General features: G+C 31.0%; 30 protein-coding genes and 2 tRNA genes. 26 read left to right on the plus strand and 6 right to left on the minus strand.

Annotation, left to right across the window (positions count from 1 at the left end):
- Positions 1-30 precede the first annotated feature (30 nt).
- The 13 genes from MSU_RS01305 to MSU_RS01365 all read left to right on the plus strand — a co-directional run bounded on the left by MSU_RS01305 (position 31) and on the right by MSU_RS01365 (position 11,307).
- Positions 31-561, plus strand: coding sequence for a hypothetical protein (locus tag MSU_RS01305; RefSeq protein ID WP_013608923.1), 531 nt, complete (start codon positions 31-33; stop codon positions 559-561).
- Between the two features lie 32 nt (positions 562-593).
- Positions 594-959 carry a hypothetical protein gene (locus tag MSU_RS01310; RefSeq protein ID WP_013608924.1) on the plus strand — a complete coding sequence of 122 codons (366 nt, stop codon included), beginning with the start codon at positions 594-596 and terminating at the stop codon, positions 957-959.
- A gap of 36 nt (positions 960-995) precedes the next feature.
- Entirely contained in the window at positions 996-1,424 is a 429-nt protein-coding gene (locus MSU_RS01315) for a hypothetical protein (protein ID WP_013608925.1), read from the plus strand.
- A gap of 97 nt (positions 1,425-1,521) precedes the next feature.
- Positions 1,522-1,866 carry a hypothetical protein gene (locus MSU_RS01320; protein ID WP_013609752.1) on the plus strand — a complete coding sequence of 115 codons (345 nt, stop codon included), beginning with the start codon at positions 1,522-1,524 and terminating at the stop codon, positions 1,864-1,866.
- Positions 1,867-2,144: 278 nt separating this feature from the next.
- Positions 2,145-2,417: a hypothetical protein gene (locus MSU_RS04530; RefSeq protein WP_148221834.1), complete on the plus strand. Its 273-nt coding sequence runs from the start codon at positions 2,145-2,147 to the stop codon at positions 2,415-2,417.
- A gap of 126 nt (positions 2,418-2,543) precedes the next feature.
- Positions 2,544-2,888: a hypothetical protein gene (locus tag MSU_RS01330; protein ID WP_013608928.1), complete on the plus strand. Its 345-nt coding sequence runs from the start codon at positions 2,544-2,546 to the stop codon at positions 2,886-2,888.
- A gap of 82 nt (positions 2,889-2,970) precedes the next feature.
- Positions 2,971-3,840 (plus strand): restriction endonuclease subunit S, encoded by an 870-nt coding sequence (locus tag MSU_RS01335; protein WP_013609754.1) that lies wholly within the window; start codon positions 2,971-2,973, stop codon positions 3,838-3,840.
- Between the two features lie 26 nt (positions 3,841-3,866).
- Positions 3,867-4,130, plus strand: a complete 264-nt coding sequence (locus MSU_RS01340; protein ID WP_013609755.1) for a restriction endonuclease subunit S domain-containing protein — start codon at positions 3,867-3,869, stop codon at positions 4,128-4,130.
- A gap of 28 nt (positions 4,131-4,158) precedes the next feature.
- The gene (locus MSU_RS01345; protein WP_013609756.1) at positions 4,159-4,965 is read left to right on the plus strand and encodes a 5'-3' exonuclease H3TH domain-containing protein; all 807 of its coding nucleotides are present in this window, start codon (positions 4,159-4,161) and stop codon (positions 4,963-4,965) included.
- A gap of 85 nt (positions 4,966-5,050) precedes the next feature.
- Complete coding sequence (locus tag MSU_RS01350; protein ID WP_013609757.1) at positions 5,051-5,938, plus strand: restriction endonuclease subunit S; 888 nt, start codon at positions 5,051-5,053, stop codon at positions 5,936-5,938.
- On the plus strand, positions 5,935-6,222 hold the full coding sequence (locus MSU_RS04535) for a restriction endonuclease subunit S domain-containing protein (RefSeq protein WP_237696915.1): 288 nt from the start codon (positions 5,935-5,937) through the stop codon (positions 6,220-6,222). The genes MSU_RS01350 and MSU_RS04535 overlap by 4 nt, the downstream gene beginning before the upstream one ends.
- 56 nt (positions 6,223-6,278) lie before the next feature.
- Positions 6,279-8,123, plus strand: coding sequence for a class I SAM-dependent DNA methyltransferase (locus MSU_RS01360; protein ID WP_013609759.1), 1,845 nt, complete (start codon positions 6,279-6,281; stop codon positions 8,121-8,123).
- A 1-nt stretch (position 8,124) separates the two neighbouring features.
- The gene (locus tag MSU_RS01365; protein WP_013609760.1) at positions 8,125-11,307 is read left to right on the plus strand and encodes a type I restriction endonuclease subunit R; all 3,183 of its coding nucleotides are present in this window, start codon (positions 8,125-8,127) and stop codon (positions 11,305-11,307) included.
- A gap of 69 nt (positions 11,308-11,376) precedes the next feature.
- Here MSU_RS01365 and MSU_RS01370 read toward each other — a convergent pair.
- From MSU_RS01370 to MSU_RS01385, 4 genes are all read right to left on the minus strand, one after another.
- Positions 11,377-11,452, minus strand: a tRNA-Ala gene (locus MSU_RS01370).
- 3 nt (positions 11,453-11,455) lie between these two features.
- Positions 11,456-11,531 (minus strand) — tRNA-Ile (locus MSU_RS01375).
- 33 nt (positions 11,532-11,564) lie between these two features.
- Positions 11,565-12,371: an HDIG domain-containing metalloprotein gene (locus MSU_RS01380; RefSeq protein WP_013609761.1), complete on the minus strand. Its 807-nt coding sequence runs from the start codon at positions 12,369-12,371 to the stop codon at positions 11,565-11,567.
- Positions 12,372-12,734: 363 nt separating this feature from the next.
- Positions 12,735-13,922 carry an HD domain-containing protein gene (locus MSU_RS01385; protein WP_013609762.1) on the minus strand — a complete coding sequence of 396 codons (1,188 nt, stop codon included), beginning with the start codon at positions 13,920-13,922 and terminating at the stop codon, positions 12,735-12,737.
- 67 nt (positions 13,923-13,989) lie between these two features.
- On the opposite strand from MSU_RS01385, the gene MSU_RS01390 reads away from it, so the two are divergent.
- The 13 genes from MSU_RS01390 to MSU_RS04630 all read left to right on the plus strand — a co-directional run bounded on the left by MSU_RS01390 (position 13,990) and on the right by MSU_RS04630 (position 23,897).
- Complete coding sequence (locus tag MSU_RS01390; protein ID WP_013609763.1) at positions 13,990-14,685, plus strand: RluA family pseudouridine synthase; 696 nt, start codon at positions 13,990-13,992, stop codon at positions 14,683-14,685.
- 7 nt (positions 14,686-14,692) lie between these two features.
- The gene (locus MSU_RS01395; protein ID WP_013608934.1) at positions 14,693-15,127 is read left to right on the plus strand and encodes a hypothetical protein; all 435 of its coding nucleotides are present in this window, start codon (positions 14,693-14,695) and stop codon (positions 15,125-15,127) included.
- On the plus strand, positions 15,106-15,903 hold the full coding sequence (locus MSU_RS01400; RefSeq protein ID WP_013609764.1) for an HAD-IIB family hydrolase: 798 nt from the start codon (positions 15,106-15,108) through the stop codon (positions 15,901-15,903). Before MSU_RS01395 ends, MSU_RS01400 begins: the two co-directional genes overlap by 22 nt.
- A 70-nt stretch (positions 15,904-15,973) precedes the next feature.
- Positions 15,974-17,356 (plus strand): DHH family phosphoesterase, encoded by a 1,383-nt coding sequence (locus tag MSU_RS01405; RefSeq protein WP_013609765.1) that lies wholly within the window; start codon positions 15,974-15,976, stop codon positions 17,354-17,356.
- Positions 17,357-17,378: 22 nt separating this feature from the next.
- Complete coding sequence (locus tag MSU_RS01410) at positions 17,379-17,942, plus strand: hypothetical protein (protein ID WP_232500279.1); 564 nt, start codon at positions 17,379-17,381, stop codon at positions 17,940-17,942.
- 50 nt (positions 17,943-17,992) lie between these two features.
- Complete coding sequence (locus MSU_RS01415; protein WP_013609766.1) at positions 17,993-19,501, plus strand: FGGY family carbohydrate kinase; 1,509 nt, start codon at positions 17,993-17,995, stop codon at positions 19,499-19,501.
- A gap of 27 nt (positions 19,502-19,528) precedes the next feature.
- The gene (gene tuf / locus MSU_RS01420; protein ID WP_013608939.1) at positions 19,529-20,713 is read left to right on the plus strand and encodes an elongation factor Tu; all 1,185 of its coding nucleotides are present in this window, start codon (positions 19,529-19,531) and stop codon (positions 20,711-20,713) included.
- Positions 20,714-20,799: 86 nt separating this feature from the next.
- Positions 20,800-22,101, plus strand: a complete 1,302-nt coding sequence (locus tag MSU_RS01425) for an adenylosuccinate synthase (protein WP_013608940.1) — start codon at positions 20,800-20,802, stop codon at positions 22,099-22,101.
- 36 nt (positions 22,102-22,137) lie between these two features.
- Positions 22,138-22,377, plus strand: a complete 240-nt coding sequence (locus MSU_RS01430) for a 30S ribosomal protein S15 (protein WP_013608941.1) — start codon at positions 22,138-22,140, stop codon at positions 22,375-22,377.
- A 3-nt stretch (positions 22,378-22,380) separates the two neighbouring features.
- Positions 22,381-22,641 carry a 50S ribosomal protein L27 gene (gene rpmA / locus MSU_RS01435; protein WP_013608942.1) on the plus strand — a complete coding sequence of 87 codons (261 nt, stop codon included), beginning with the start codon at positions 22,381-22,383 and terminating at the stop codon, positions 22,639-22,641.
- A gap of 6 nt (positions 22,642-22,647) precedes the next feature.
- The gene (gene rplK / locus MSU_RS01440) at positions 22,648-23,067 is read left to right on the plus strand and encodes a 50S ribosomal protein L11 (protein WP_013608943.1); all 420 of its coding nucleotides are present in this window, start codon (positions 22,648-22,650) and stop codon (positions 23,065-23,067) included.
- A 5-nt stretch (positions 23,068-23,072) separates the two neighbouring features.
- A complete protein-coding gene (locus MSU_RS01445) occupies positions 23,073-23,708 on the plus strand; it encodes a 50S ribosomal protein L1 (RefSeq protein ID WP_013608944.1) in 636 nt (211 codons plus the stop codon).
- Positions 23,709-23,726: 18 nt separating this feature from the next.
- Positions 23,727-23,897 carry a hypothetical protein gene (locus MSU_RS04630; RefSeq protein WP_013608945.1) on the plus strand — a complete coding sequence of 57 codons (171 nt, stop codon included), beginning with the start codon at positions 23,727-23,729 and terminating at the stop codon, positions 23,895-23,897.
- Positions 23,898-23,963: 66 nt separating this feature from the next.
- Here the strand turns inward: MSU_RS04630 and rlmB are convergent, their stop codons facing one another.
- Both rlmB and MSU_RS01455 read right to left on the minus strand, forming a co-directional pair.
- Complete coding sequence (gene rlmB / locus MSU_RS01450) at positions 23,964-24,725, minus strand: 23S rRNA (guanosine(2251)-2'-O)-methyltransferase RlmB (protein WP_013608946.1); 762 nt, start codon at positions 24,723-24,725, stop codon at positions 23,964-23,966.
- Between the two features lie 11 nt (positions 24,726-24,736).
- Positions 24,737-26,044: a class I tRNA ligase family protein gene (locus tag MSU_RS01455; RefSeq protein WP_013609767.1), complete on the minus strand. Its 1,308-nt coding sequence runs from the start codon at positions 26,042-26,044 to the stop codon at positions 24,737-24,739.
- Positions 26,045-26,051: the final 7 nt, after the last annotated feature.

Raw genomic sequence — 26,051 nt, forward strand, 5'->3', positions numbered from 1 at the left:
ATATTAATTATTAAGTAAAGTTATTAAGAAATGCTAAGTTCAGCAGCAACTAAATTAATGTTGCTCTTAGGATCAGGAATTGTTTTGGGAGGAACAGCTGGAACTGGATTAGGAATATTAAAAAGTAAAGGTATTTTGGGTCAAGCCCAAAATACTGAACGGAATGAAGAAGATGATTACGAAATAAAAGATGTCAAAGAAGATGATATAGTTTGGGAATATTTCTTTAATGATGGAAAAGATAAACAAGAATGTAGGTTAAATGTAAGACCATCAGATGGGTCAGAAGGAGTTTCTGAAGATCAAGAAGTAAGTGAATGTTTAACAAATTGATCTAAAAAATTAAAAGAGCAAAGTAAGAAATATGAATTATGGTTAAGAGGGAGGAAAGACAAAATAAGTTCCACTGAAAATAATTCGATAGAAAATTGAGTTAAAGAATTTATTAGTGGAGAATCATCTTCTTTTCAATTGCAATTTGAGAATTGCAATAAGTGAGAAGATAATGAATTAGAAAAAAGTAAATGAGGAGTGTGACACTGCACTAAAACAGTAAGTTAAGAAATTAATATCTTTTTATAAGCAAATAAAAGATGTTATTTATATATAAAGTATTGCTGGGTACAGCAGGTACTTTGACTGCAGGTGGACTTATAGGTAGTGCCTATAAGTACAGTGTTGAACAATTCAATGATGATGAGCATGGTTTAAAAAAATGAGCTCATGAATTGGGGATAAAAGGACAAGGTGAACGAGGAGTTGATGGAGGAGGATTAATAACTCCTCCTAGTTTAGTTAAGGGAGATCAAGGAACAAAAGGTTTAGGTAGTGGAAATAGTGGTAGGGGAACTTTAAGTCCGAGTGCGGAAGAAGAATCAAATAGATTTAATGGTCAACTTCAAGGAACAGTTGAAAGTGCATTAAGTAGTGGAACTCAAACTAGAACATTCGGAAATTAAAACCATAAAATCTTTTATGGTTTTAATTAATAATTAATGGCTCTTAAACTAATTCACATTATCGCGGGGGGGGTCATTGCACTTAGCTCATTAGCTAGTGTTTCTTTAACTTACAAACTTGGAGCTGCCAGTGGCAGCTCAATTGTTCAATTAAGTGCAATAGATAAAGGAGCATTATTAAGTAAACAAGAAATTACAGATATTAATTCTCTTCCTCAGAGAATTAAGGAAACAGTTAGAGATAGTAGAAATAGAAATTTCCCTATAATGCTTTTCAAAGGAAATGAAAAGATGTCAATTAATAAGTTAACTATTGGAGATATTGCAAATTACTGAGATCATTATTTAAAGAAAGAAGCTAAATTAAAGGAAGAACACTTGAAATATAGAGTTTGAGCTTTATCTAGAACTTGTGAGTTCACGATAAATAATGGAGAAGGAGAATGATATTGTTGAGTAGGATAATTTTCTATAAATAATTAATTAGAAATTCTCTCCCAAGTGAGAGAGAAAAATTAATTATTTAAGGAAAAAAGAACATAAAAACTAAAGTTAACTAGTAATGTTATTTATCTATAAGTTGTTACTGGGAGCAATAGGTACAGTAACAACTGGTGGACTTTTAGGAGCGGACTATAAGTACAGTGTAGATCAATTTAATGATGATTCAGATTTAAGGGAAATGTCAAATGGATTAAGTTCTGGGAATGCAGATCTTTTAGAACCGTTCAAGAGAACTGAAAAAGATGGCAGCGGGGATGGATCTTTGGAAGCAACAGTTAAAGGTGAAAGTGGAACATTAAAACCTGATGTTGGTTTAGAAGCTAGAAATTTACAAGATCAATTACAAGGAGTTGTAGATGATGTAACTAACAGGGCAAGTACAATAAGACTTCCTAATAGATAAAAACATAGAAATTTTTATGTTTGTCATAAAATTTTCTATGTTTTAAATAGTTAGTTTTTAAGAATGGCTTTGAAGTTAATGCACTTAATGATTGCGGGGGGGGCATTCTTTTCTCTTCAGCACTTGGAACTTCTTTAGCTTATAGTCTTAGCGGAGGTGCTGGTAACAGCACTCCTAAATTATCAGAAAAAGAACAATCAATTAGAAAGGGACAAAAATTAAGTAAAAAAGTTTTATCTGAGAATGGAAATAATTCAATTTGTGACTCTAAAAATGGATTGTTTGACAAATCTTGTCCTGAACCAGTACAAGATTTATTGGTGTCCGGAAGAAATAAAAGATTCCCAATAGTTATGTTTGGAGGGAATCAAGAAATAAAAGCTGGATCATTGTCATCAAGAGATTTAGCTCATTATTGAGATAGTTATTTAAAGAATGATGCAAAATTGAGTGAAGAGCTAAAAGGTAAAGTTGACAAATCGACAAGAACTTGTCAATTTGCCTGAAATAGTCAAAAGAAAGTTGGGGAATGATATTGTTGAGTAGGTTAAAAGAAAAATAATTTCTTTTAATAAATAGTTAATAGAAGGAGATTCCCTTAAAATGGGGAATTTTCAATAAATTAAGAAAATTAGAAATTAATATCTGAGTAATGTTTTAAAAAAGTTTTTTAGAGAATGTTATTAATTTCTAAAGTACTACTAGGAATAGTGGGCACTTTGGCAACTGGTGGACTTTTAGGAGCAGCCTATAAGTATAGTTCAGATCAATTTAATGATGATTCTGAATCATCATCATGATTAAGAAGTTTACCTGAACATGGTCGAGGGAGAGATGGTTTTCTACCAGTTCCAGATTTAACTTTGAGAGCTCTTGATGAAAAATTTACAGAAGGAGGAAGCCCTAATGTTTCGGGAAGTTCTGGAGTTGAAGGGGAAGCTAATAGATTACAAAGACAATTGCAAGAACCTTTAAATAATGTAAATGGACAAATTCCTCAAATAAGAGTTCCGGGAAGGTAAATTTTTTCCAAAACAATTAGAAAAAGTCTCCCAAAAGGGAGCTTTTGAAAATTGTTAAAAATTTAATAAATTTTTATTTAGTATGCCTAAAAAAGAGGGGGAGTGAGAATGAGTTATTTTAGATAAATTGGGATTATTGGAAAGCGGAAAACCATTATCCATGAAAGTAGGAGATTCTGAAATTTTATTTAGAGGAGGAAATGTACCCTTAATAGATGGACAAGCAATTAGTGATTCTAAAAGTAATAGATATTTCAATCAACAAGGAGTTAATCAAAATAAATTGTTTCCTCCCCATACGGTTTGTTTTGTTAGATGCGGAAGTGTGGGCGATTGTTCTATCCTGAAAGAAAATGCCTGCTTAACGGAAAGCATTTATGCATTTTCTTTTTTTGAAGGAATTTCAGATCCAAAATTCATTAAATATTGCTTTGATTTCCCAAAAATAAAACAAAAAATTCTTCACCTCTCTAATACAACGACAAGGAATATATTGTCTTTTCAAAAATTACAACTTATTAAATTCCCTTGCCCCCCCCCGCAGGAGCAAAAGCTAATTGGAGATATTCTTTCAGCTTACGATGAACTTTTTGAAAACAACAAAAGACAAATTGAAATTCTTAATAGAGTTAGAACATTAATTTATAAGAAGTGATTCGGAGAATTTTATAGAGATAATGTCCCTCTTCCTGAGGGATGAAGATTTGAGAAACTTGAAAATTTAGTAACTATAAAAAAAGGTTCTAAGCCAGCTAGTCATGCCATAAAAGTTGAACCTGGCGGGGGGGGCATCAAATACAAACTTATCCCTTCTTTACTTGTTCAGTTGAAACTCAAAAATCCAAAACATTTTCTTATGACGATTTTTCAATTTTGGTTTTTTCTGGAGGTTTTTTTCATGCAAAAATTTACAGAGGAAAATTTGAAGCTTCAACTGATACATTTTTATTAATTTCTGAAAATCACAAATATTTATATTTGTTATTTTTCAGTTTGCAAAAGAAATTAATTTTCTGAAATTCAGAAATTACAGGAACAACTTTAAAACACCTTAAAAAAGGTATATTACAAGAACATTTAGTTCTTCTACCAGATCAAAAAACTCTAGAAAAATTTAATTCAATTTGTGAAGATATTCAATTAAAGATTGAAAAGTTAACTAAGAAAATTGAAAATTCCGAAAGAATAAGGGATAAGTTATTAGATAAATTGTTTAGTCAAAAAGTAAAGATTTCCTATTAATTCATTTTTTTGTAGGTATAGATAAAAAATGAATGAATTTGAAGGAAGAGAAGTAATAATTATTGACGGAAGCGCTATAGCTAGAAAGTGTTTTCATGCTGTCACTTCCGACAAAAAAGATCAAAAAATTTATGAAAATAATGACTTCTCTTATAAAAAATTTTTGAATTGTTTATTTTCTGGAATTAAAAAAATTATGAAAACAAAAAGATATTTCAGAAAAATAATAGTTTTTGATAGAAGAGGAGGAGATAACTTTAGGAAAAAAATATTTCCAGAATATAAAGCTAATAGAAAAAAAGTAGATGAAAGTTTTTATTATTGAATCGAAAAATCTAAAAGTCTATTGAAAAGATATTTAGGTTTAGAAATATATGTTTCAGAGAATGGATATGAAGGTGATGATCAGATTGGAACTATTGCTAAAAAATTTTCTGAAAAATTTTGTTATGTCGATATTTTCACTATTGATTCAGATTTTTTACAACTTGTAGATGAATTCATTTCTGTTCATTTGTTTAAAAAATCCTTTATCAAAATTTCCTACAATTTAGAAAATTTTTCTAAACTAACTGATGGGCTTTTGCCCCATCAATTCCCATTATTTAAAGCTTTGTCTGGGGATTCTTCAGATAATTATCCCGGAATTCCAAATATTGGTAAAAAAACAGCCATTAATTTAATAAAACAATTCGGGAGTGAAGATAATTTTTTAAAAAATTATCAGAATATAAAAGATTGAAGAATAAAAACTTCTATTTCAGAAAACATAGAAAAATTAAAGATTTATCTTGAAATAGCAAAAATTAAAACCAACTTATTTTTTCCTCTTTAAAGAAATAAATTAAAGAAAAGGCTCCTTGAGAGCCTTTTTAAAAATTACTAAATTTTGATTTAGTGTTTATGAATAAATAATTTTTATGACTCAAAAGTGAGAGTTAGTAACTTTGGATAAGTTGGGGAGAATTTCCAAAGGAATTCAAAAACATAAGCCAAATCACGACAAAAAATTGTTTTGTTTCGGAAAAGTTCCATTAATAGGATGCAAAGAAGTTAGTGACAGTAGATTGACAGTTTTGAAATCGAATAGAAACTACAACTTTTACGGTTTATTGCAAAGCAAATTGTTTCCAAAAAATACAGTTTGCGTGGTGGAAACAGGATCTTTAGTTACTGATTCAGCACTTCTAAAGTTTGAGGCTTGCTTATCTTCTGACTTATATGGATTCATACCTTTTTCAAAAATTTCTACTCCCACATTCATTAAATATTGTTTAGATGCCCCAAAAAATAAAAGAAAGTTAAAGAATTTGGCGAGCCTTTATATAACACAACCTCACCTAACACTATCTAAATTATTCCAAGTTAAGTTTCCTAAACCCCCCTTAGAAATTCAACAAAAAATAGGAGAAATTCTTTCCAGATATGACCTAATTCTGGATAACCACGAAAGACAAATTGAATTATTGAAGAATTTGAAGGCATCACTTTTTAAGGAATGGTTTATTAAGTTAAGGTTTCCCGATTATGAAAAATATTCTTCTGAAAATGGTATTCCCGAGGGTTGAAGAAAGATTAGGTTTGGAGATTTAACTGAGATTCAAATTGGAAAAAAACCAGCAAGTCATTCAGAATTACTTGATGGATTAGGGAAATATCCATTTTTTACTTGTTCCACAAAAACTAAAAATTCTTACACTTTTTCATATGACTTTCCGTCTCTTTTAGTTTCTGCGGGGGGGGCTATCACTGTAAGTTTTATGATGGGAAATTTGAAGCTAGCACCCACGTTCTTGTTTCGAAATTAAAATTTCGAAAATTTTCATATTTAATTCTTGAAGCTTTGAATTTAGTTCATCTCCCGAAGCTACAAAGATTCACTTTTTCTGTAGCCATTAAAAATCTTTCTCCCCAAAAACTCAAAGAAATAGAAATCCTAATCCCCGATCAAAAAATTCTTGAAAAGTTTAATAATTTTTGGAAAAACATTCATTCCAAGATTGAAAAATTAGAGCTAAAAATGCAAAAATATGAAGAAATTAAAAAGAAACTACTAGATTCTCTTTTCTCTCAAGAAATTCAAGTTTATTAGTGAATTTTTCTTAAATAAAATTTCTGTTTTGGAAGTAAAAAAGAAAATCTAATTATATGAGTGATTTAGCAAAAAGTCTTTGAAATTTTTGTAATGAGCTAAGAGTTTATTTTCACTTAAAGCAAAGTGAATATTACAAGCCCGCTTTAGGGGCTTTGTTCTTGAAATATATGGATGTTAATTATCAAAAGACTTTAAAAATACTTGAAAAAGAAATGCCAATAATTGAGGGAGTTAGAGTTTCTCCTAAAAAATATGATTTTGAAAAGAAAGGAGTAATTATGCTTCCAGAGGAAGCACAATTCTCCAAAATAATAAGTCTTCCAGAAGATGTAACTTTAGCAAAAATTAAGAATATAGATGGTGAAGAAATGAGCAGTCTAGGAGAAGTCCTAGACAATGCTATGAAATTAATAGAAAGAGAATCTGAATTATTTGAGGGAGCTTTATTTAAGGAATATAAAAAGATAAGAGATAATACCTTAAGAGATCTTCTTAAGGTATTTGATAGAGAAGATGTTTCTGATAATTCTGATAAATTAGGTGAAGTTTATGAATACTTTTTGGGACATTTCTCCCTAGAAGAAAAGGGAGATGAAGGTGTGTTTTTCACACCTAAATCTCTAGTAAATATGATTGTTAATATTTTGCAACCAAAAGGAGGAAAAGCGCTAGATCCATTCTGTGGTAGTGGAGGTATGTTTGTTGGAATAAAGAAATATATGGAAAGAGAAACTGATTCAACTTGCAATCAAGATTTTGTATTTAGAGGATATGAATTATTGCCAGCAAATGTAAACATTTGCAATATGAATTTGTTTATGCACAATATTCAGATAAACAGCGTAATAAAGCAATGCAATACTTTTGAGAATGACTTATTAGATTTGGAAGGTAAGTGTGATTATGTTCTCTCAAATCCTCCTTTCTGTGTGAAAGGAGTAAATATTGAAAGAGCTAAAAGAGCAGGCAGAATTCCTTTCGCTCTTCCTAGAGGAAATAATGAATCATTCACAAATGCTGACTATTTGTGTATTCAATATTTCTATTCATACTTAAATGACAGGGGTAAAGCTGGTTTTGTTATGGGACAAAACTCCCTAGCATCTACAGGAGATAAAGAAATTAGAAAGCAAATAATTGAGACTAAGCATGTAGACATAATTATTGGAGTTGCAGATAAATTTTTCCAAAGTGGATTCACTGGAGAAGTTTGTCTTTGATTCTTCAATAAACAAAAAATTGAAGAACAAAGAGACAAGATTTTGTTTATTGATGCTTCTAATTATTTTTCACAAGTGAAAGATAATCCAAAGCAAAATACTTGGAGTTACTGACAATCAAAGAATTTGATTGCAGTGGTTTGACTTTATAGAGGTCAAGTTGAAAAATATCAAAAACTATTAGAAGAATATAGGGAAGCTTTAGATAAGTATGCAAAAGAGTTCAATGTTCAAGTTCCTGAAAGTGGAAATTATTTAGATGCTTTCAAGGAAGTTGGAGAAAAGCTAATAGTAGAGGGAGAGGAAGAACTCTCCAAGGCAGATAAAAAAGATAAGAATAGGATGAAAGAGGAATTAGATAAGAAATGAGAAAGATTTGAAGAAGCTCTTTCAGTAGTTAAGGAATATGATTGAATTCGTTCCAAATTTAAGAAAGGGATTTACAGAGACGTTCCAGGTCTCTGCAAGGCAGCAGATATTAAAGAAGTTATGGAAATGGACTATTGTTTAGGTCCTAGAGTTTATGTCGGTTTCGAAGAAACTGAAGAAGATAGAGAAGACAGGCCAGCTTATATAAAAAGAATGAAAGACATGCATAAAGAGTTAGTTGAACTTGAGAAAGAATCTCAAGAACTAACTCGGCAAATAACTGAAAATCTTTCCTTGTGGGGCGAATAGAGTGAGCAATTTTTCTGAAAAGAATTTCGTACAACAAGCTTCTTTAAATGTTTTAGAAAAATTAGGTTGAAGGATCGCTGATCCTTCAGAAATTTATTGAAGCAAGAGTAGGAAAATTCCTATTTATAAAAAAGAACTTCGGAATTCAATCAAAAAATTAAATGAACATAAATTAAAGAAATTAAGTGAAAAGCAAGTTGAAAAAGTAATTATCGAATTAATAGAGTGTCTTGAAAAAGACACTTTAAGAGAATTTGACCTTCAGATTAATAAAGATAAATATGAATTAATTAAGGAAGGAAAAAGCATAACAGTAAGAGGGGAAGGTGGTGCCGAAGAAATAATTCACTTTAAATTTCTGGATTTTGAAAATCCAGAAAATAATTCTTTTGTTGCAGTCCAAGAACTAGTAATAGATGATTTAGAGGGAAAAAGTAATTGTAGACCTGATATTTTGGGATTCCTTAACGGAATCCCTCTTTTATTTATTGAATGTAAAGCGCATGGGGTTGATTTAGAGAAAGAGGCTTATGAGGGAAATTACAAAAAATATTTAAAAAATATTCCTCAACTTTTTGCTTATAATGCTTTCTGTGTTTTAACCTCAGGAGATCAATCTAAGATAGGGGCTGTTAAAAGCCCCTATGATTTTTTTAGTGATTGACACAGATTGAAAGAAGATGATGAAGGGGATACTTCAATAGAAGTTCTTATCCAGGGAGTTTGCGATAAGAAAAACTTCTTAGATTTATTCGAAAACTTTACTCTCTTTAAGAAAGAGGAAGGTGTTTTAGAAAAAATAATTGCTAGAAATCATCAATTTTTAGGAGTTAATAAAGCTTTTCAGAATTATCTGAAAAGAAGAGATCTTAATGGAAAATTAGGTACTGTTTGACATACACAGGGAAGTGGAAAAAGCTTATTTATAGTGTTTTTTGCAGAAAAAATAAAGAGAAAAAGTGGAAGTAATCAATCTTTCTTATTGCTTACAGACAGAATAGATTTGGAAGAACAATTAATTAGTACTTTTTCTAGTTGTGGTTTTTTAGGAAGTAATGATAATTGCAGTAGAGTTACAAAAAAAGAAGAACTTATTTCGAAACTAAAGAACAATAATACAAGATATTTGTTCTCTCTTATTCATAAATTTGATATCAAAAAGAGAGAACAAATATTAAAGGAAATGGTAATTATTGTTGATGAAGCTCACAGAACAAATTATGGAAAGCTAGCAGATTCAATGCTTGAAATATTATCTAATTCCCATAGAATAGCTTTTACTGGAACTCCTCTTAGAGAGGAAGAAAAGACAGCTCAAAAGTTTGGAGATTATGTTTCTAAATATGACTTTGAAAGAGCACTTAAGGATAAAGTGACAGTTCAACTCTACTATGAAGACAGAACAACTTTTTTAAAAGGAGTTTTCAATCCGGAAATAGATAATTATACTAACGAAGCTTTAGGGGATATTGAAGAAAGAGAAGAACAAGAGGAAAAAGTATTAACTTCAAAAAAATATGTGAAGATTAAGGAAGCATTAATGAATAAGAATAGATTGGAAAAAATATCTAAAGATTTTGTTTCCTACTATTCAGAAAGAATGGAATTGGGTAAAGCTCTTTTCGTTTGTATAGATAGATTAATTTGCATAGTTATGAAAAACTATGCTGAAAAATTCTGACAAGAAGAAATAGAGAGACTTAATAATCTTCTTACTTCTTGTTCTGATTCAGAAAAAGAAGGAATTAGGAAAAGAATAGAGAGAATGAAGGGAACTCAAATGGCATATGTAATTAGTAATCCAAGAAATCTAAAAGATGAAAAATTGAAATATTATGGAAATATTTCAAAAGAACAGAATTTTAGTGGTGAACAAGAAATAAAAGAGAAATTTAAAGAGAAGGGTTCTTCTCTGAAAATAGCCTTTGTGTGTCAGAAATGACTCACAGGATTCGATGTTAAGTGTTTATCCTTCTTGTTTTTGGATAGACCTATCCAAAAACATTCATTAATGCAAGCAATAGCTAGACCAAATAGAAGAGATGTCGGAAAAGATAGAGGATTAATTATTGACTATATAAAGAATGCAAAAAACTTAATTAAATCTATAAAAGATTATTCTGGAGAAAATGCTCTTAAAACAATAGAGGAATTAAGACAAGAAATAATTTCTTGTCTTGAGCGAATAGAAAATTTCTTCTCAGAAAGAAATATTCCTTTTGAAGAATTATTGAGTGAAAAAGATACTCACAGAAAAAGAAATATATTGAATGAAATTAAAGAGAGAATGTGTTCTCTTCAAAATAGTGAGAAATCATCATTTAGGAAACAATTTTTAAATTTGCATAAATATTTCAGTTTTTTAGACAAAAAGCAATGTCAAGAATTTAAAGATAAATTTGAAGCAATTAAAGAAATTAGTAGATTGTTATCTCTACAGGCGGGAGAAAAAGACAATTATTTCGAGGAAATGTACCCAGAGAATCAGGGAATAATAAATAAATATGTTGAATCTGAAGATGTTAGAAAACATCTTTCAGTGGAAAATATTTTAGATTTACCAAAAATATCGGGAAATGAAAAACAAGATGAAAAGAGCAAACTCATTGAAAAAATCAATAAAGATAAGAAATTAGCTTATGAAGAAATAGAAGAAAACTTTGAGAGAAAGATGAATTCAGAGAAGAGAGAAAATTTTCAATGAAGAATTAATAAGCTCATTGAAAGTTGAAATAATCTCGTTGAGTTAGAGATTCAAGAATTAAAGGAGTTATATGAAAAATTAAAAGTTGAGAGACAAAAAATAAAGGAAGATAATGAAAGTCACTTAAAGAGCGGACTTACCATTTCTGGTAATGCAATTTTTGAAAAAGTTAAAAATTGCGATGAATTAAAGGAAATAGAAGATGAAAAACTTAAAGATGGATGTGTTTATCTTGATGAAGAGATGATGAAGACTTTTGAAGAATATAAAGATTCACAATTTAATCCTTTTAATGACAATGTAAGTACAAGTTCCGATATTAAAAGTAAAATCCGATTATCCTTGATAAAAGGAACTAATTCTTTGAAATTTGAATCAATCAAAGAAGAAAATTTTGAATTTATTTATAACTATTACGAAAAATTGTTTTCAAAAAAACCTGTTTGATGTGATCAACAATTACAGCAAATTTCTATTTAGTTAGTTTTTTCTAACTATCTAATTCCCCCCCCCTTTGAGGGTGGAAGAAAAAACTAAAACATTACAAAATGGTGGAGACTATGGGGTTCGAACCCACGACCTTCTGAGTGCAAATCAGATGCTCTACCAACTGAGCTAAATCCCCGCATGGTGGAGGTAGATGGGATCGCACCATCGACCTCTCCCTTATCAGGGGAGTGTTCTAACTACTGAACTATACCTCCGAGATTACTCCCAAATTTAATGTTATTTACTTATTAATAATCATCTAATAAGAAAGAATCATTAAATTCCAATTTCAAAAGAAATTGGTAATTATATTGATACTTTAAATCAGTCTCTCTGACTGTTTTAGCCACATTCTTTTTGAAATCTTCTAGAGAAGTTCAATTGAACTTCTCTGGATTTAAAAATATCTTAATAATATGACCTCCAGCAAGGAATTCTACTCTAGAAATTCCATCTATTCCAGTTAAAAGAGAATGCATTTTCTCTTTTCTTTCTTTTGTTTTTTCCAGCTGGAAAGGTCTGGCACCTAGTCTTCCAGCTGATAATTTATCCATTGACCTAACAATGGATAAATAAGGATTATTTATATTAGTGTCATAGTTGTGATGAAACTGGATAGTTTCAATTATGTAACTATCCAGTTTGAATTGACTAGCTAGTTTTACTCCTTCAATAACGTGATCTGAATATTGTCCAACTACTTTTCCAATATCGTGGAAGAAAGCTGCTCGCTTCGCTTCCACAGTATTTAGATTTAGTTGGTAAGCAAAGTTAGCGCTAAAGATGCTAACTTCTAGTAAGTGTTCTAGTAAGTTTTGGTGATATGAGAAGAAAAATTTAGATTTACCAACTAGATAAGTTAATTCTTCATCTATTTGATCTTCCTTGTAATCAAGGAAGTCAATAAGTATTTTTTTACCTAGTTCTCTAGTCTTTTCTTTTCGCTCTTCAATTATTTGATTGAAGAACTCTTTTAAGCTTTCACTAGTTATTTCTTGGAGAGAAATATCAGAATCATTTATAAGTTGTTGGAAAAAATAGGAAGAAAATTCCATTTTTTCATAGTCAAACTTAAGTTTTGACTGTTCTTCAGAAGTTTGTGCAGACTCTATATAAACTGGGAAAATTGTTCTTTTTTCATAGTCTTTAGTTGCACAAACTTTGAAACCAGTAATCTCTCGGGAGAGATTACTTATTTGACTCTTAGGATCTAATAATTCCTTTATTTTTTCTTTTTTGGCTTCAGAAGAAGTTGAGTAATTTAACTGAAACTTCTTCTTTATTGGAATGAAGTGGGAAGAATAATCAGAAGGAATTTTTAAGTTGTAAATAGTTTTTAGTATTAATTTCTCAAATAGACATTGGTCTATTGAGAATTCTTTAAGTTGACTCTTTTCTTCCAGAAGTACTTTAAAAAACTATTGAGTTTTAGAAACTAATCTAAAGATTTCCCCTTCTTGATATATTTTTAGCCTATATAAAGAAGGCTTGTCTTCTTTATTAGGCAATCAATAAAAAGTAATACTCAAACTGGATAAATCCAATTGAGTATCTTCTTTATATTTTTCTTGAAGTAAATTATTGAGCTTGTTAGTTCATTCTTCTTGTAGAGAAGATTGTTCTTCCCTACTACTAGCTTCATTAAAAATGAATCAGAAGTGAAGACCAGAAGAAAGAATATAGAAATTAGATATTCTTTCTTCTTTCTTTTGTTCTTCTAGGAAAAACTGAAAGTTTTCTTTTAGATTTATTGCCTTAGTTTCTGAAGGAATGAAGTGAATTTGTGTAAGTATTCTATTTATAAGAGAAACTAAGGCAATATAAGGAGAAGAAAAAGATAATAGAGAATCATGATGTGTTTTTATTATTTCTTTTATTTCCGGATCTTGAATATCCGGAATATATTGAAATACTTTTTCGGAAGCATGTTCATAATAGGGAAGGAATAGCTTCCCTATATCGTGATAAAAAGCTAGTTTTTTAGTTCTTTTTGATTCCATATTTAGTTGAAGGGCAGCTTGTTCAGAAGCTTCAGCCATTTGAAGAGAGTGTTCTAATAATGTTTGACTATTAGAGTATTGTTCGCTGCCCATTCGACCAATAATTTGAAATAAATATGGACTATCTATTTCAGAATCAATATTTTCTAGAGTTGATCTTCCGAGAACTTCTTCTTCGGAAGTAATTTGTTTTTCTACTTCCTTAAAGTTCTTGTGAATAGAGCTAGAAGATCAACTTTTAGAGATTTTGAATTTTTGAGTTAGCATACTCGCTAACTTAATGTCTCTAACGTTATATTTAGAGAGAATTAGGATAGGATCTTCTCCTGAATATTCTAGATGGGGTTTAACTCCAGTCAGGAGAAAGAATTCATCTTTTCTTTCTCCTGATTTACCTAGAAGTTGTCCTACTGTTTTGTCGCTAAAGAACTTTCCCTCGGAAAGTTGAAATTCGTTATAGCAACCAGTAAATAACTTAGGAGATTTATATTTTGTCAGTAAATGAATCATCTTTTTGGAAAATTTAGATAAGTATTCTTTATTGTTAGAACCATTATTACTAGATGATTCATTTACTTCTTGAGTAATGTTTTTTTCTGAAGACAAGGAAATTAAAGCTTTATATACTTTTTATTTAAAGCTTTAATTTAATTAAAAAATCCCTTTTAAGTTAGTGAGTTTTAAAAAGATATTAGAAACTAAACATTATTTAATAGTAGATAAAGATTCTGGTATATTAGTCCACAAGGACAAATATACTAGGGGAAAAGATACATTAATAGATATTCTTAAGGAAGAATATGGAGAAGATATTTATCTAGTAAATAGACTAGATAAAAATACTAGTGGTCTTCTATTAATAGCTAAGGGTAAATTATCTCTTTTAACTTTAAAGGCATTATTTGAGGAACAAAAAATAGATAAGAAATACTTAGCTATTCTTTCTTCTCCTTTACCACACCCAAAGATAAAGATTACTTTTTCTTTGGGAAGAGATAAAGGAAAGAAATTGAGATTTACTGCAACTAACTCTAAGAAGTACAAGACAGCTTTAACTTATGCTGAGACTATTAACTCTCAATTAGTTCTTCTAAGTCTGAAGACTGGAAGAACTCATCAGTTGAGAGCTCATCTTTTTACTCTTTCTTGTCCTGTCCTGAATGACTCAGTCTATGGAGTTCCATTAGAAAATGATTCATTCGGACAGTATTTACATTCATATAGTCTCAGCTTTGTAGATCCTTGAGAGAAGAAACCTGTTAATGTGTGAACTCTACCTCCGTTAGAGTTCACTAATAAACTTATAGAGTTAAATATAGATACTTCTTCCTTGTCTTCTTTTAGTCCAGAACAAGTCTGGACTGAATAATTAATTTTTGCAGGAGGTCTCTCTTTACTTAACTCTCGAAGAAGAAGATCTCCTCTTTTCCCTTTTCGAGAGAAATAAAGTTGAATTTATTTCTCATCAAAGCATTCCTAAATTAAAAATAGTTCCTGATTTAGTTAGTCTACTAAAGCAGGAACTACTAAAGATAAATCTAAAGTTTTCTGATCTTCACTCAATTTATTGAGATGAAAAAGAATCAAGTTGAAATAGTAATAGATTAATTAGTATATTTCTGAAGACTTTGGGATTCTCTATCCCAAAGTTATCAATATATATAAGAAACTACAACAAAGATGATTTAGTTTCTTTTTCAACTATTAAAGATGAGAAAGAATTGTTTCTTTCTCATTTAGGAAAATTTAAATTAAATAGTTGAAGAGAAATAAAAGCACTTTATAACTCATGTCAGATTACAAATACATAGTAATTTCAGATTTGGATGGTACCTTGTGTACCACCCAAGGAGATATTTCTAAGGAAACAGTAGATTATTTAAAAATGTTTCAGGAAAAGAGACCCGATGTTCTCTTTACGTTCTCTACTGGTAGAGCTTGAAATGACTCTAAACCGATATATGACCAATTAGGACTTAAGTCCTATATTTCTTGTCTAAATGGGGGTTATATTTATAACCCCAAAACTAATCACTTAGTTTCTTCTTGTCTTAGCGAGAAGTTTTTAAAGTATTTACTATTCTCTCCTTTTGTCCTTTCTTGTCTTCAGTCAGGAGATATCCTGACTAATACAATGAGAATACCTTTAGATTCTGAATATCCTAATAAGTGTTTTGATGCTTTTAAAACATCAAATTCTGTATTAGTTGGAGTAAAGCTATTCTATAAAGAAAGTGATAAGGAAAAAGTAAGGGAAATAATACGGAATATAAAGAAATTTGATCCTGAACCTAAAGTAAGTATTTTCTACTATCCAGGATTAATTAATTTGGAAATACAAAGTAAACAAGAAGACAAGTTTAGCTTTGTGGAGTTTGCTGCAAACTTCTTTGGAGTACCTTACTCCAATATATTGACATTTGGAGATAATCACAATGATATTCCAATGACAAGGGGAGGAGTAAGGAGTTGTGCATTGGCTAACTCACTATTTTTACTAGGTCAGGAAGCTTCTTATATATCTAAGTATTCCAATGATGAAGATGGACTGATAAAAGAATTAGATCTTTTCTTTGGGCCTCTTTAGAAGCTTCCTGAAAAAGACTCAAATTTTAAAATTGAAGAAAGGTATTAAATATTTTTTTTAGTTAGTTAAGGTGTTTTTTAGAAAGAAAAGAGTTTTTGATCAAGTAATAACTCAAAAGGCTAAGGAAAGAGATTTCTTTCTAAAAAACTTTCAACATTATGTAAGAAGATTTACAAAGATTGTTATCTTCATCCATGAAAGACCGGATGGAGACTGTCTTGGTGGTGGATTGGGGATGAAGGAAGTATTGAGAAGTCAATTCCTTGATAAGGAAATATATTTAGTAGGAAGTTCTCAAGGGGTTTTTCCTTGACTAAATATGGAATTTGATGAACTTCCACATGACTTTGACTTCTCAAGTGCAATGGCACTAGTAGTTGATGTAACAATTGGAGAAAGAACTCAAAAATTTGTTGAATACTTTAAGAGCTTGGGAACTGAAAAATGAGGAGCAGTTATTAGAGTAGACCATCATGATGTACATACTGATTTCTATACAGATTTGTCTTGAGTAGATGGAAGTTATGCAGCAGCTTCTTGTCAATTGTTCCAAATTTGCGATTACTATCAATGACCAATAAACAAGAAAGCTGCTACATATTTCTATTTGGGAATACTAACTGATAGCGGATCATTTAGTAATTCAGAAGTTTCTCCAAGAACTCTAGTTTTGGCTGCTAAGGCTTTGAGAGCTGGAGCAGATAGAGAGTTCTTGATAAATAACTTAAGAAGATTAACTGTTAAAGAACTTAAATTGAGAGGACATATTCTCTCAAACTATCATCAAGATGAAAAGTTTGCGTGATATCTAATAGAAAAAGAAGTAGTGGATCAATATACTCCATATGCTACAAGTAGTGGATTAGTATCCACTATTGGACATATTGAGGACAATGTTCTTTGAATGTTGTTTGCTCAAGAACAGGAAAATGTAATAGTTACAAGTTTCAGATCACTTGGAAATTTTGATGTTAGAGTATTAGCTGAAGAATTTGGAGGAGGAGGACATATGAATGCAGCTGGAACTACATTAGATAGTGTAGAGAAAGTAAGTATGGTAGTTGAAAGAGCTAGAGAATTAGTTAAAGAATTTATTGAGAATGGAGGAATGTTGAGTAAAGATGAGGAAAGAAATAATTCCAAGGAAGAATTTGAAGAAGAAGCTTATCCTCCTTATCAATTAGGTTTGGATGAGGAACAAAAGGAAACATTGGAAGATTCTCAAGAAGTAGTTGAACAAATTAAAGAAGAGCTTGCTTCAGAAGATCAATTGGAAGAAGTATTTAGTCCAGAAGAAGAAAAGAATAGTTCAATTGAAGAATTAGAAGATTCTATTTCTGAAGAAATTCCAATGGAAGAAATTTCTGATTTTGAGGATCCAGAAATAGAAGTGGAAGAAAGCGAAGATGAAGAAGAAAGTTCAGAAGATGAAAATGTTAAAATAGAAGAGTAATATGAAATTCGAAGAAAATAGTATGAATAGCGAAATTTTGGGAGAATCATTTATGAGTATGAGTGAGTTTGAAATGATGGGAGACGACGACAAAAAGATTCATTCAGCTGAAGCTCAAGCAATGGAGGGTGGAGAAAAAATTGAAGATACTTCACTAGATAGTGTAGTTGAAGAACTTAAGAAGGAAGATGCAAAGGAATCTAAGGCTAAGAAAGGAAAACAATCTAAAGATGACAAATCTGAAATAAAAGCAGCTAAGGCGGCTAAGATGCAAGATCCTGCTGAAGGTCCTGAAGCTTCGGGAGAAAAACCTAAACCACTTAAGAAAAATGAATTTGCTGCTGCTACAGCTCAAAAGATGCAAGATGATGAAGAGCAAGGAGATGATGACATTGTTGGAATGGAAGATGAAGAGGAAGAAGAAGGTGAATGTTGTGGAGAATGTTCTTCAAGTTTTGCTTGCAAATTAAAAGAAATTTCAAAGAAAATTGTTCCTGCAATTAATTCAATTAAGGAAAAAGTAATGAAGTTGTTTGCTGGAAGCAAAAAAGAAAAAGAAGAAGGAAAAGACAACTCAAAAGCTTAAATAGCTTTTAAAAGTCCTTCCGAAAGGAAGGATTAAAACTCTCAGCAGTTATGACAGGGGAGGATATAGTTTTATCTATTGATTTGGGATCTACAGCCCTTAAATTAATTCTTTTTTCTTCAACTAGAAAACAAATACTTTGTGAAGAACATCCATTTGGAACTTATTTTCCCAAAGAAGGTTGAGTAGAACATGATGGAGAAGAAATATGAGGAGTTCTAGAAAAAAGTCTTTCTAAACTACTAGATTCTCTAAAGAAGGAGGATTATCCCTCCTTTTTATCCATTTCTACTCAGAGAGAAAGTGTTCTACTCTGAACAATTGGTGAGGGAAAATCACTTAGTCCAATTATTTCATGACAAGACAATAGAACTGAAAAGTTCATAAATGACCTAGATAATAGGGAAAGAGATTTTATTAGGGAGAGAACAGGTCTCTGAATAACAACTTATAGTTCAGCCACAAAACTGAACTATTTAGTTAAAGAAATATGTGAAAAAATGAAGGGACAAGACTATCTAATGGGAACATTAGAAAGTTGACTAATTTATAAGTTGACTAAAGGTCAACATTTTGTATCTGATTATTCATCAGCTTCAAGAACAGCACTTCTAAATCTAAAAACTCTGGAATGAGATCTAGAGTTATGTGATTTCTTTGATGTTCCTATCGATAAATTACCTAAATTAATCGAAAATGATAGGGAAATAACTGGAGTTAAAGTTGGAAATCACAACTTGAGTATTAAAGGGGTAGTAGGAGATCAGCAAGGAGCTCTTTACTTCGCAAAGAAAGTTAGTGAAGTAAATTCTTCGCTAGTTTATGGAACTGGAGCTTTCTTACTGAACTTAACTTCAGAAGAATTGGATTTCCAAGACTTATTGGATTCTTTTAAGGGAGAAAATAGTCCTCTAATTACATTAGCTTGAAAGAAAGTTAATGAACTTCCAAGATTTGCACTTGAGTGAAGTTTTTCTAATTGTGGGCAATCTTTGGAATGATTGCGCAAGCACATAAATTATAAAGACTTAAGTGCACTAAATAACTTAAATTTAGAGCAATTTAATCTCTTAAATTGCCCTTTATGTTTGCCATTCTTTTCGGGAAAGTGATTGCTTTCATCTAGAGAGAGTTGGAATTCATCTTTCTATTCAATTAGTAGTCAGTCAAAGTCTGAAGATTGAATTATTTCATACTTTGAGGGATTAGCTTTTTCAATACGAGCAGTATTGGAAGAAGCTGGAATAAAAGAAAGTGAAAACATATTAGTAGGGGGAGGATTGACTAGAAATAACTTATTTAGTGCAATCCAATCTAATGGATTGGGAAGATCGCTAATAATTTCTCAGTGAATTCAATTAAGTGGAATAGGAGTAGCTTTATTTGCACTTCAAAACATACCTAAATGTGACACTAAAGAGGTATCTATTGACCAAAATAAAAGTCCATTATTTAAGTTCAGGTACAAGCAGTGGAGCAAGCTTTCCTGACAAAATGAGAAGTTCAGAAACTCTAATAATTTATGAGAAAAAATAATTTTGAAAAATGACTATTGTTAAAATGTTTTTTGGAACAAATTAAAAGATATGTCAAAAGTTAAATTTAGTAGAGAAAAGGAACACATTAATGTGGGTACCATTGGTCACATTGACCACGGTAAAACCACCTTAACAGCTGCGATTTGTACTTACTGCTCAAAGCAAGGTAGAGGTGAAGCTAGAGACTATGCTTCTATTGACAGAGCTCCAGAAGAAAGAGAAAGAGGAATTACTATTAACACTACTCACGTAGAATACGAAACAGAAACAAGACACTATGCACACGTTGACTGCCCAGGCCACTCTGACTATATTAAGAACATGATTGTTGGTGCTGCTCAAGTAGATGGAGCAATCCTTGTTGTTTCAGCTACTGACGGACCAATGCCTCAAACAAGAGAACACATTCTTCTCGCAAAGCAAGTTGGTGTTCAAAAGATTGTTGTATTCCTTAACAAGTGTGATACTGTTACAGATGCTGAAATGCTTGACCTTGTTGAAATGGAAATTAAGGAACTTCTAACTTCTTACGATTTTGATGGTGACAACACACCAGTTATTAGAGGTTCAGCACTAAGAGCTCTTGAAGGAGACCCAGCAGCTGAAAAGTCAATTCAAGATCTTCTAGATCAACTTGACACATACATTCCTCTCCCAATAAGAGACATTGAAAAGCCATTCCTTTTATCTATCGAAGATGTTTTGACAATTACTGGTAGAGGTACAGTTGTAACTGGTAGATGCGAAAGAGGTGAATTGAAAGTTGGTGAAGAAGTTGAAATTGTTGGTTTCGGAGAAACTAGAAAAGCAATTGTAACTGGAATTGAAATGTTTAGAAAGCCGCTAGAAAAAGTAATTCCAGGTGACAATGCTGGTATTCTTCTAAGAGGTATTGACAAGAATGAAGTAACAAGAGGTCAAGTTCTTTCAAAGCCTAAGTCAATTACTCCTCACTCAAGCTTTAAAGCTGAGGTTTATGCTCTGAAAAAGGAGGAAGGTGGAAGACACAGTGCATTTGGTAGTGGTTACAAGCCTCAATTCTACTTCAGAACAACTGACGTAACTGGGGAAATTACTCTACCTGATGGTGTGGAAATGGTTATGCCTGGTGATCACTCTCCGATCATCGTTAAATTGATTAGCTCTGTAGCTGTTGAACAAGGATTCAAGTTCTCAATCAGAGAAGGAGGTAAGACCATTGGAGCTGGAACCGTTACAGAAATACTAGAATAAGAAGTTAGAGCTTCTTAATTTCTTCTCCTTAAAAAGGAGAAGAGGTTAAAGTAGAAAATGGTTAAATTTATTGTGTTTGTAATTTAATGAGTAAAGAAAAAGGTCATGCAATTGGAGTTGTAGGACTCCAATTTGGAGACGAAGGTAAAGGTAAGATAGTTGATTTACTTTCTTCTGAATACGATTATGTAGTTAGATATCAAGGAGGTGACAATGCTGGTCACACTCTCTATCACAATGGAAAAAAGTGTGTTCTTAGAAGTATTCCTTCCGGAATATTCAATACCGCAGGAATAATAGCTCCTGGAGTTGTAGTTAATCCAGCTCTTTTACTAGAAGAAATATCTAGTATTGAAAACCTAAAAGGAGAAAGCTTGAAGGGAAAATTATTTATTTCTACTCAGGCTAATGTGATTTTTGATTTTCACATAGAGTGAGACAAACTATGTGAAAAATTGAGAGAAAAATCTAAAATAGGTAGCACCTTGAGAGGAATTGGTCCTGCTTACGCAGACAAGAATGCTCGAATAGGAATGAAATTAATTGATTTATTTGATGTAGAAAAACTAAATAGAAGATTGAAAGTTAATCTTCAATTAAAAAATCCAATATTTGAAAAATATGGATTTTCTCCATTTGTTCCAGAACAGTTATCTGAGAAATACAATAAGTTAATTCATCAACTAAAACCCTATTTAGTTGACTATTATTCATTCATAACTGAAAAAATGAAGGAAGGATCTTCTTTCCTTCTTGAAGGTAGTCAAGGTCTTTTGCTAGACATTGACTTAGGAACTTATCCTTTCGTTACTTCATCCAATATAGCTAGTGCTATCCTACACGGAGGATATATGCCAGCTAAATCAATTAAAAAACTTATAGGAGTAGTTAAGGCCTACACAACAAGGGTTGGCGAAGGCCCCCTAATAACAGAATTAGGAGAGAGTGAAAAAGAAATAGAAGAAACAGTTAGAGAAAGAGGTCATGAATATGGCTCTAACACAGCTAGAGCTAGAAGAATAGGGTGACTAGACTTAAAAGCTTTAAGTTATTCAATTCAAGTGGTTGGAATTGATGAAATAGTACTTACTTTAGTTGATGTTTTTAATGGTTTCGAAACCATTAAAGTATGTACAGATTATGAAGATCTTTCTGGGAGAAAACTACTATTCCCAGAGGCTACTCACTTATTTGAGCAAAATAAAGTGAAACCAATTTATAAAGTCTTCAAAGCTTGGAATGAAAACTATTCCAATATATCTAAATATGAAGACTTTTCACCTGAATTCAAAGAGTTTGTTTCATTTATAGAAGACTACCTAAAACTAAAGGTAAGTGCTGTCTCTTTCGGAAGACATAAAGAAGAAAGTGTATTTAAGATAAACTAATATTTAGTTTTAGATAGATATATTCTCTTTTAAGTAATGGAAAACAATAATCAAGAAGGAAATAAGCCAGTAGTAAATTGCGGTGATAGTGTTTTCCAATTAAGAATAATTTGAAAAAGAATTCAAAATCTTCAAAAGCACTTAAAAGTGCATAAAAAAGATTATTATTGCAAAACTTCTCTATTTAAGTTACTTTCTCAACGAAAGAAACTTCTTAAATATTTAAAGAGAAAGTTTCCTGAAAAATATCAATTAATTATTAATGAACAAAAATAGATAATGGCTTCGAAGAAAGGGGTAGGATCTACTAAAAACGGTAGAGATTCAGCTCCTAAGTATTTAGGAGCTAAATTAAGTGATGGTCAAATAGCTAATGCTGGATCAATTATTTATAGACAAAGAGGAAAAAAAGTTCATCCTGGAGAAAATGTTGGAATGGGAAAAGATCACACTTTATATGCTCAAGTAACTGGAATAGTTAGATATTTCCCTTATAAGAAGAACAAAACAAAAGTTAGAGTAGAAGAAATAAAGAGTTAATTCTAAATGTTTTTTAAAACAAGAAATAGAATAGCTAAATTAGAGTTAGTTGGGGGACAAGCTAAGCCTGGTCCAGCTTTAGCCAGCCTTGGAATTAATATGGTTCAATTTTCTAAGGAATTTAACGAAAAAACTGATGATAGAAAGGGAGAAAGAGTTCCAGTAGAAATAGAAATATTACCTTCTAAAGCTTTTAAGTTTAAGGTAAAAACTACTCCTACAGCTGTTCTTTTAAAGAAAGCTGCACAAATAGAAAAAGGAGCTTCTAATCCAGGAAAAGAAGTAGTAAAAACCCTCACTTTAGCTCAAGTAGAAGAAATAGCTAAATATAAATTAGTTGATTCCAATGCTACTTCTATAGAAAGTATGGTTGCAATGATTGAAGGAACTGCTAAGCAGATGGGAATAAAAATTTCTAGAGAATAGTAGAAATGGAACTAAAAGATATCCTAAATGAAATAAAAAACAATAAGAAAGACACATTTACTGAAAGTATTGATGTTGTCTTTCACTTATCAATTCATTCAAAAAAGAATGATCAAAACATTAAGTTAAATTATTTACTTCCTCACCCAGTAATTAAAAGACCTCTAAAGCTCCTAGTTTTTGATGACAAACTAGGAGAAGCTGATAGACAAAAGCACAATATTGACTATCTAGGAAATGAAGAAATAATTGACAAAATTAGAGCTGGATGATTAGATTTTGACTTAATTATTTCAGCTCAAAGTTGTATGCCTAAACTTTTGGTATTAGGTAAGATTCTAGGACCTAAAGGATTACTTCCTTCAGTTAAGGAAGGAACTGTAGTTCAAGATACTATTGCTACAGTTGAAAAATTTAGAGCTGGTCAAAAAGTACTTAGAAATGATTCAGGAGGAAATGTTCACTTAAGTATTGGATTAGTTACTTTTGAGAATGAAAAACTTATTGAAAACTTTGAATATCTTCTGAAGCTAATAAAGAGTAAGAAACCAGCATCTATTAAGAAAAACTATATTAAGAAAATAAGTTTTTCTTCAACTATGGGTAAGTCTTTTAAGTTGGATACTAAGGGACTTGTTTAATTCCTATCATCCAATTAAGTGAATATCGAATTAATTAAGAAAATACTTAGAAGAAATAGTAAGAAGAAAAAAGGAGAGTTCGAAGAAAGAGAAATGCTAGAAAAATTTATGTCACTAATTGAAGAAAATTTATCTGACAGTAAGAAAGAACAAAAGTCAAGATTTTTTAGAAATAATAAGAAAAATTAGTTTTTAGAAAAAAGTAGGAGCCCGTAAAGGGCTTCTTTCTCTAAAAAAACTAAGTAAAGGAGTAAATTATCTTTCTTTTCATTGTCGTAACACTTCATAAATAAGAATTCCATTAGCTACGGAAACATTTAAAGATTCAACTCCATTATTCATAGGAATTTTTATTCTGTAATCAACACTATTTTCTAGTCTAGGAGAAATACCTTCTCCTTCATTTCCAAGAACTATTATTGTTCTATTTTCGTACTTAACTGAAAAATAGTTCTTGGAAGGACTCTTAAGTGAAGCTGCATAACTAAGGAAGTTAAATTTCTTAAGCTCTGCAAGAGCTTTAGAAAGATCCTTAACTTGAATTAATTGCATTTTTAATGCATATCCTTGAGAGGTTTTTAAGACAACATTATTAAGTTTTGTGTTATTAGATGAGGAGTAAATAATGTAATTTACTCCTGCAGCGACACAAGTTCTAATGATAGCTCCAAAATTGTAAGGATCTTGTATTTTTTCTACCATAACAATGAGGTAGGAAGTATTCTTTTGATCTTTTCAAAGCACTTGTTTGAAATCTTCAAAAGATAATTGTTGTCTGGAATTAAGTACTGCAAAAACATTTGAATATTTAGCATCAAATTCTCTTTGAAGGGATTTCAATCAAGCTGAGTTTTGAAGTGAATATGGAATTTCTAAAGTTTTGCAAGCAGAAATCAAACTTGTTTGTGATTCCGTTAAATAAACATGATGTATGAGCTTTCTAAGCTCAACATCTTTTAGTATTTCTAGAACACTTTTTTTTCCATTTAATATAAGTTGTTTCTTAATGTCAATCAAACCTTTATTGACTAGGGAAGAATTCCTTTTTCTGTAAGTCTTAGTCGTAATTTATCAGCTTCTTCATAATTTTTTTGACTAAGAAGATCGAATCATCTTTCAGCTTCATCAATATTTTCTCTAGAAAGTCGTTCTAGGGTGAATCCTAGAACTTCTAAACTTGTCAATAATTTTTTCCAGTAGAAAAGAATATTGTCATAATCACTTTTCTTTATAGAGTTAAGAAGTGTTTTCTTTAAATCTTCCAGTCAAGAAAGTAATTCTGGAAGATTTAAATCATTTTCTAAGTGTTTAACAATAGTTTCGTCAGGTTTTTCTATTTTTCTTAACTCTTTTTCTGGACAAAAGAAAATATGTTTTGCATTCAAAAGAGTTATTTCAGCATAATTAAGTGCTGTTAAATAACTCTTTCACTCTGATCAATAACTTGATAAAGCTTCTTTATTTATCATGAAAGGTTTGTTATATCTAACTTTCATGAATATATATCTAAGAAAGTTTCAAGAATATTGTTCAGCACATTCCTCTACAGCTAGGCTGTAGTTGCTAGATTTAGAAAGCTTACCAGCTTCATTTAGTACTTGTCCTACATGAACTCACACTTTAGCTAAATCATGATTGTGCCAGAATCTGCACAATAAGTTTTCATTTTCATGGTGGGGGAATTTGAGATCAACTCCTCCACCATGAATTGTTATTGGAAGAGAAAAGTTATCTTCTATCATCGCAAAACACTCTAGATGTCATCCTGGAATTCCAGGGAATCAGGGAGATTCCCAAGAGTAAGAAGTATGATTATTTTCTTTTCAGAGAGCAAAGCAGCTGTCTTCTTCATCTACTTCATTACCGGAAAAGTAATTTAGTCCCTTTTCTTTTCCGGTGTTTAGAAATCTAATTGTCTGAGTTTTTTTGTCTCAGACAGCTTTTCCCTGTTTTAAGAGGGAATCAATGTGAAACTGTATGTTTTTTATGTGAGTACTTACTGTAGGTAATTGATCTGGTCAAACTATATTTAGGTTTTTCAGTATGTTGAAAAAAGATTCAGCATACTGATCAACTATTTCTTTAACAGTTTTGTTTTCATGCTTAGCTTTTAAGATGATCTTTTCATCTATATCTGTTAAGTTCTGAACATATTTATAAGGTTGGTTAATAATTTTGAAATACCTTATAAGGAAATCAAAGACAACTATTGGTCTTAGATTTCCTAAGTGAAGGTAGTTATAAAGTGTGGGACCACATAAATATATAGTGATAACTGGTTCTTCTGAGATACTCTTTTTTGAGCGGGAAAGAGTATCGAATAATCAGAGATTCATTGTGTTA

The organism is Mycoplasma suis str. Illinois (assembly GCF_000179035.2).
GTDB lineage: Bacteria > Bacillota_I > Bacilli_A > Mycoplasmatales > Mycoplasmoidaceae > Eperythrozoon_A > Eperythrozoon_A suis.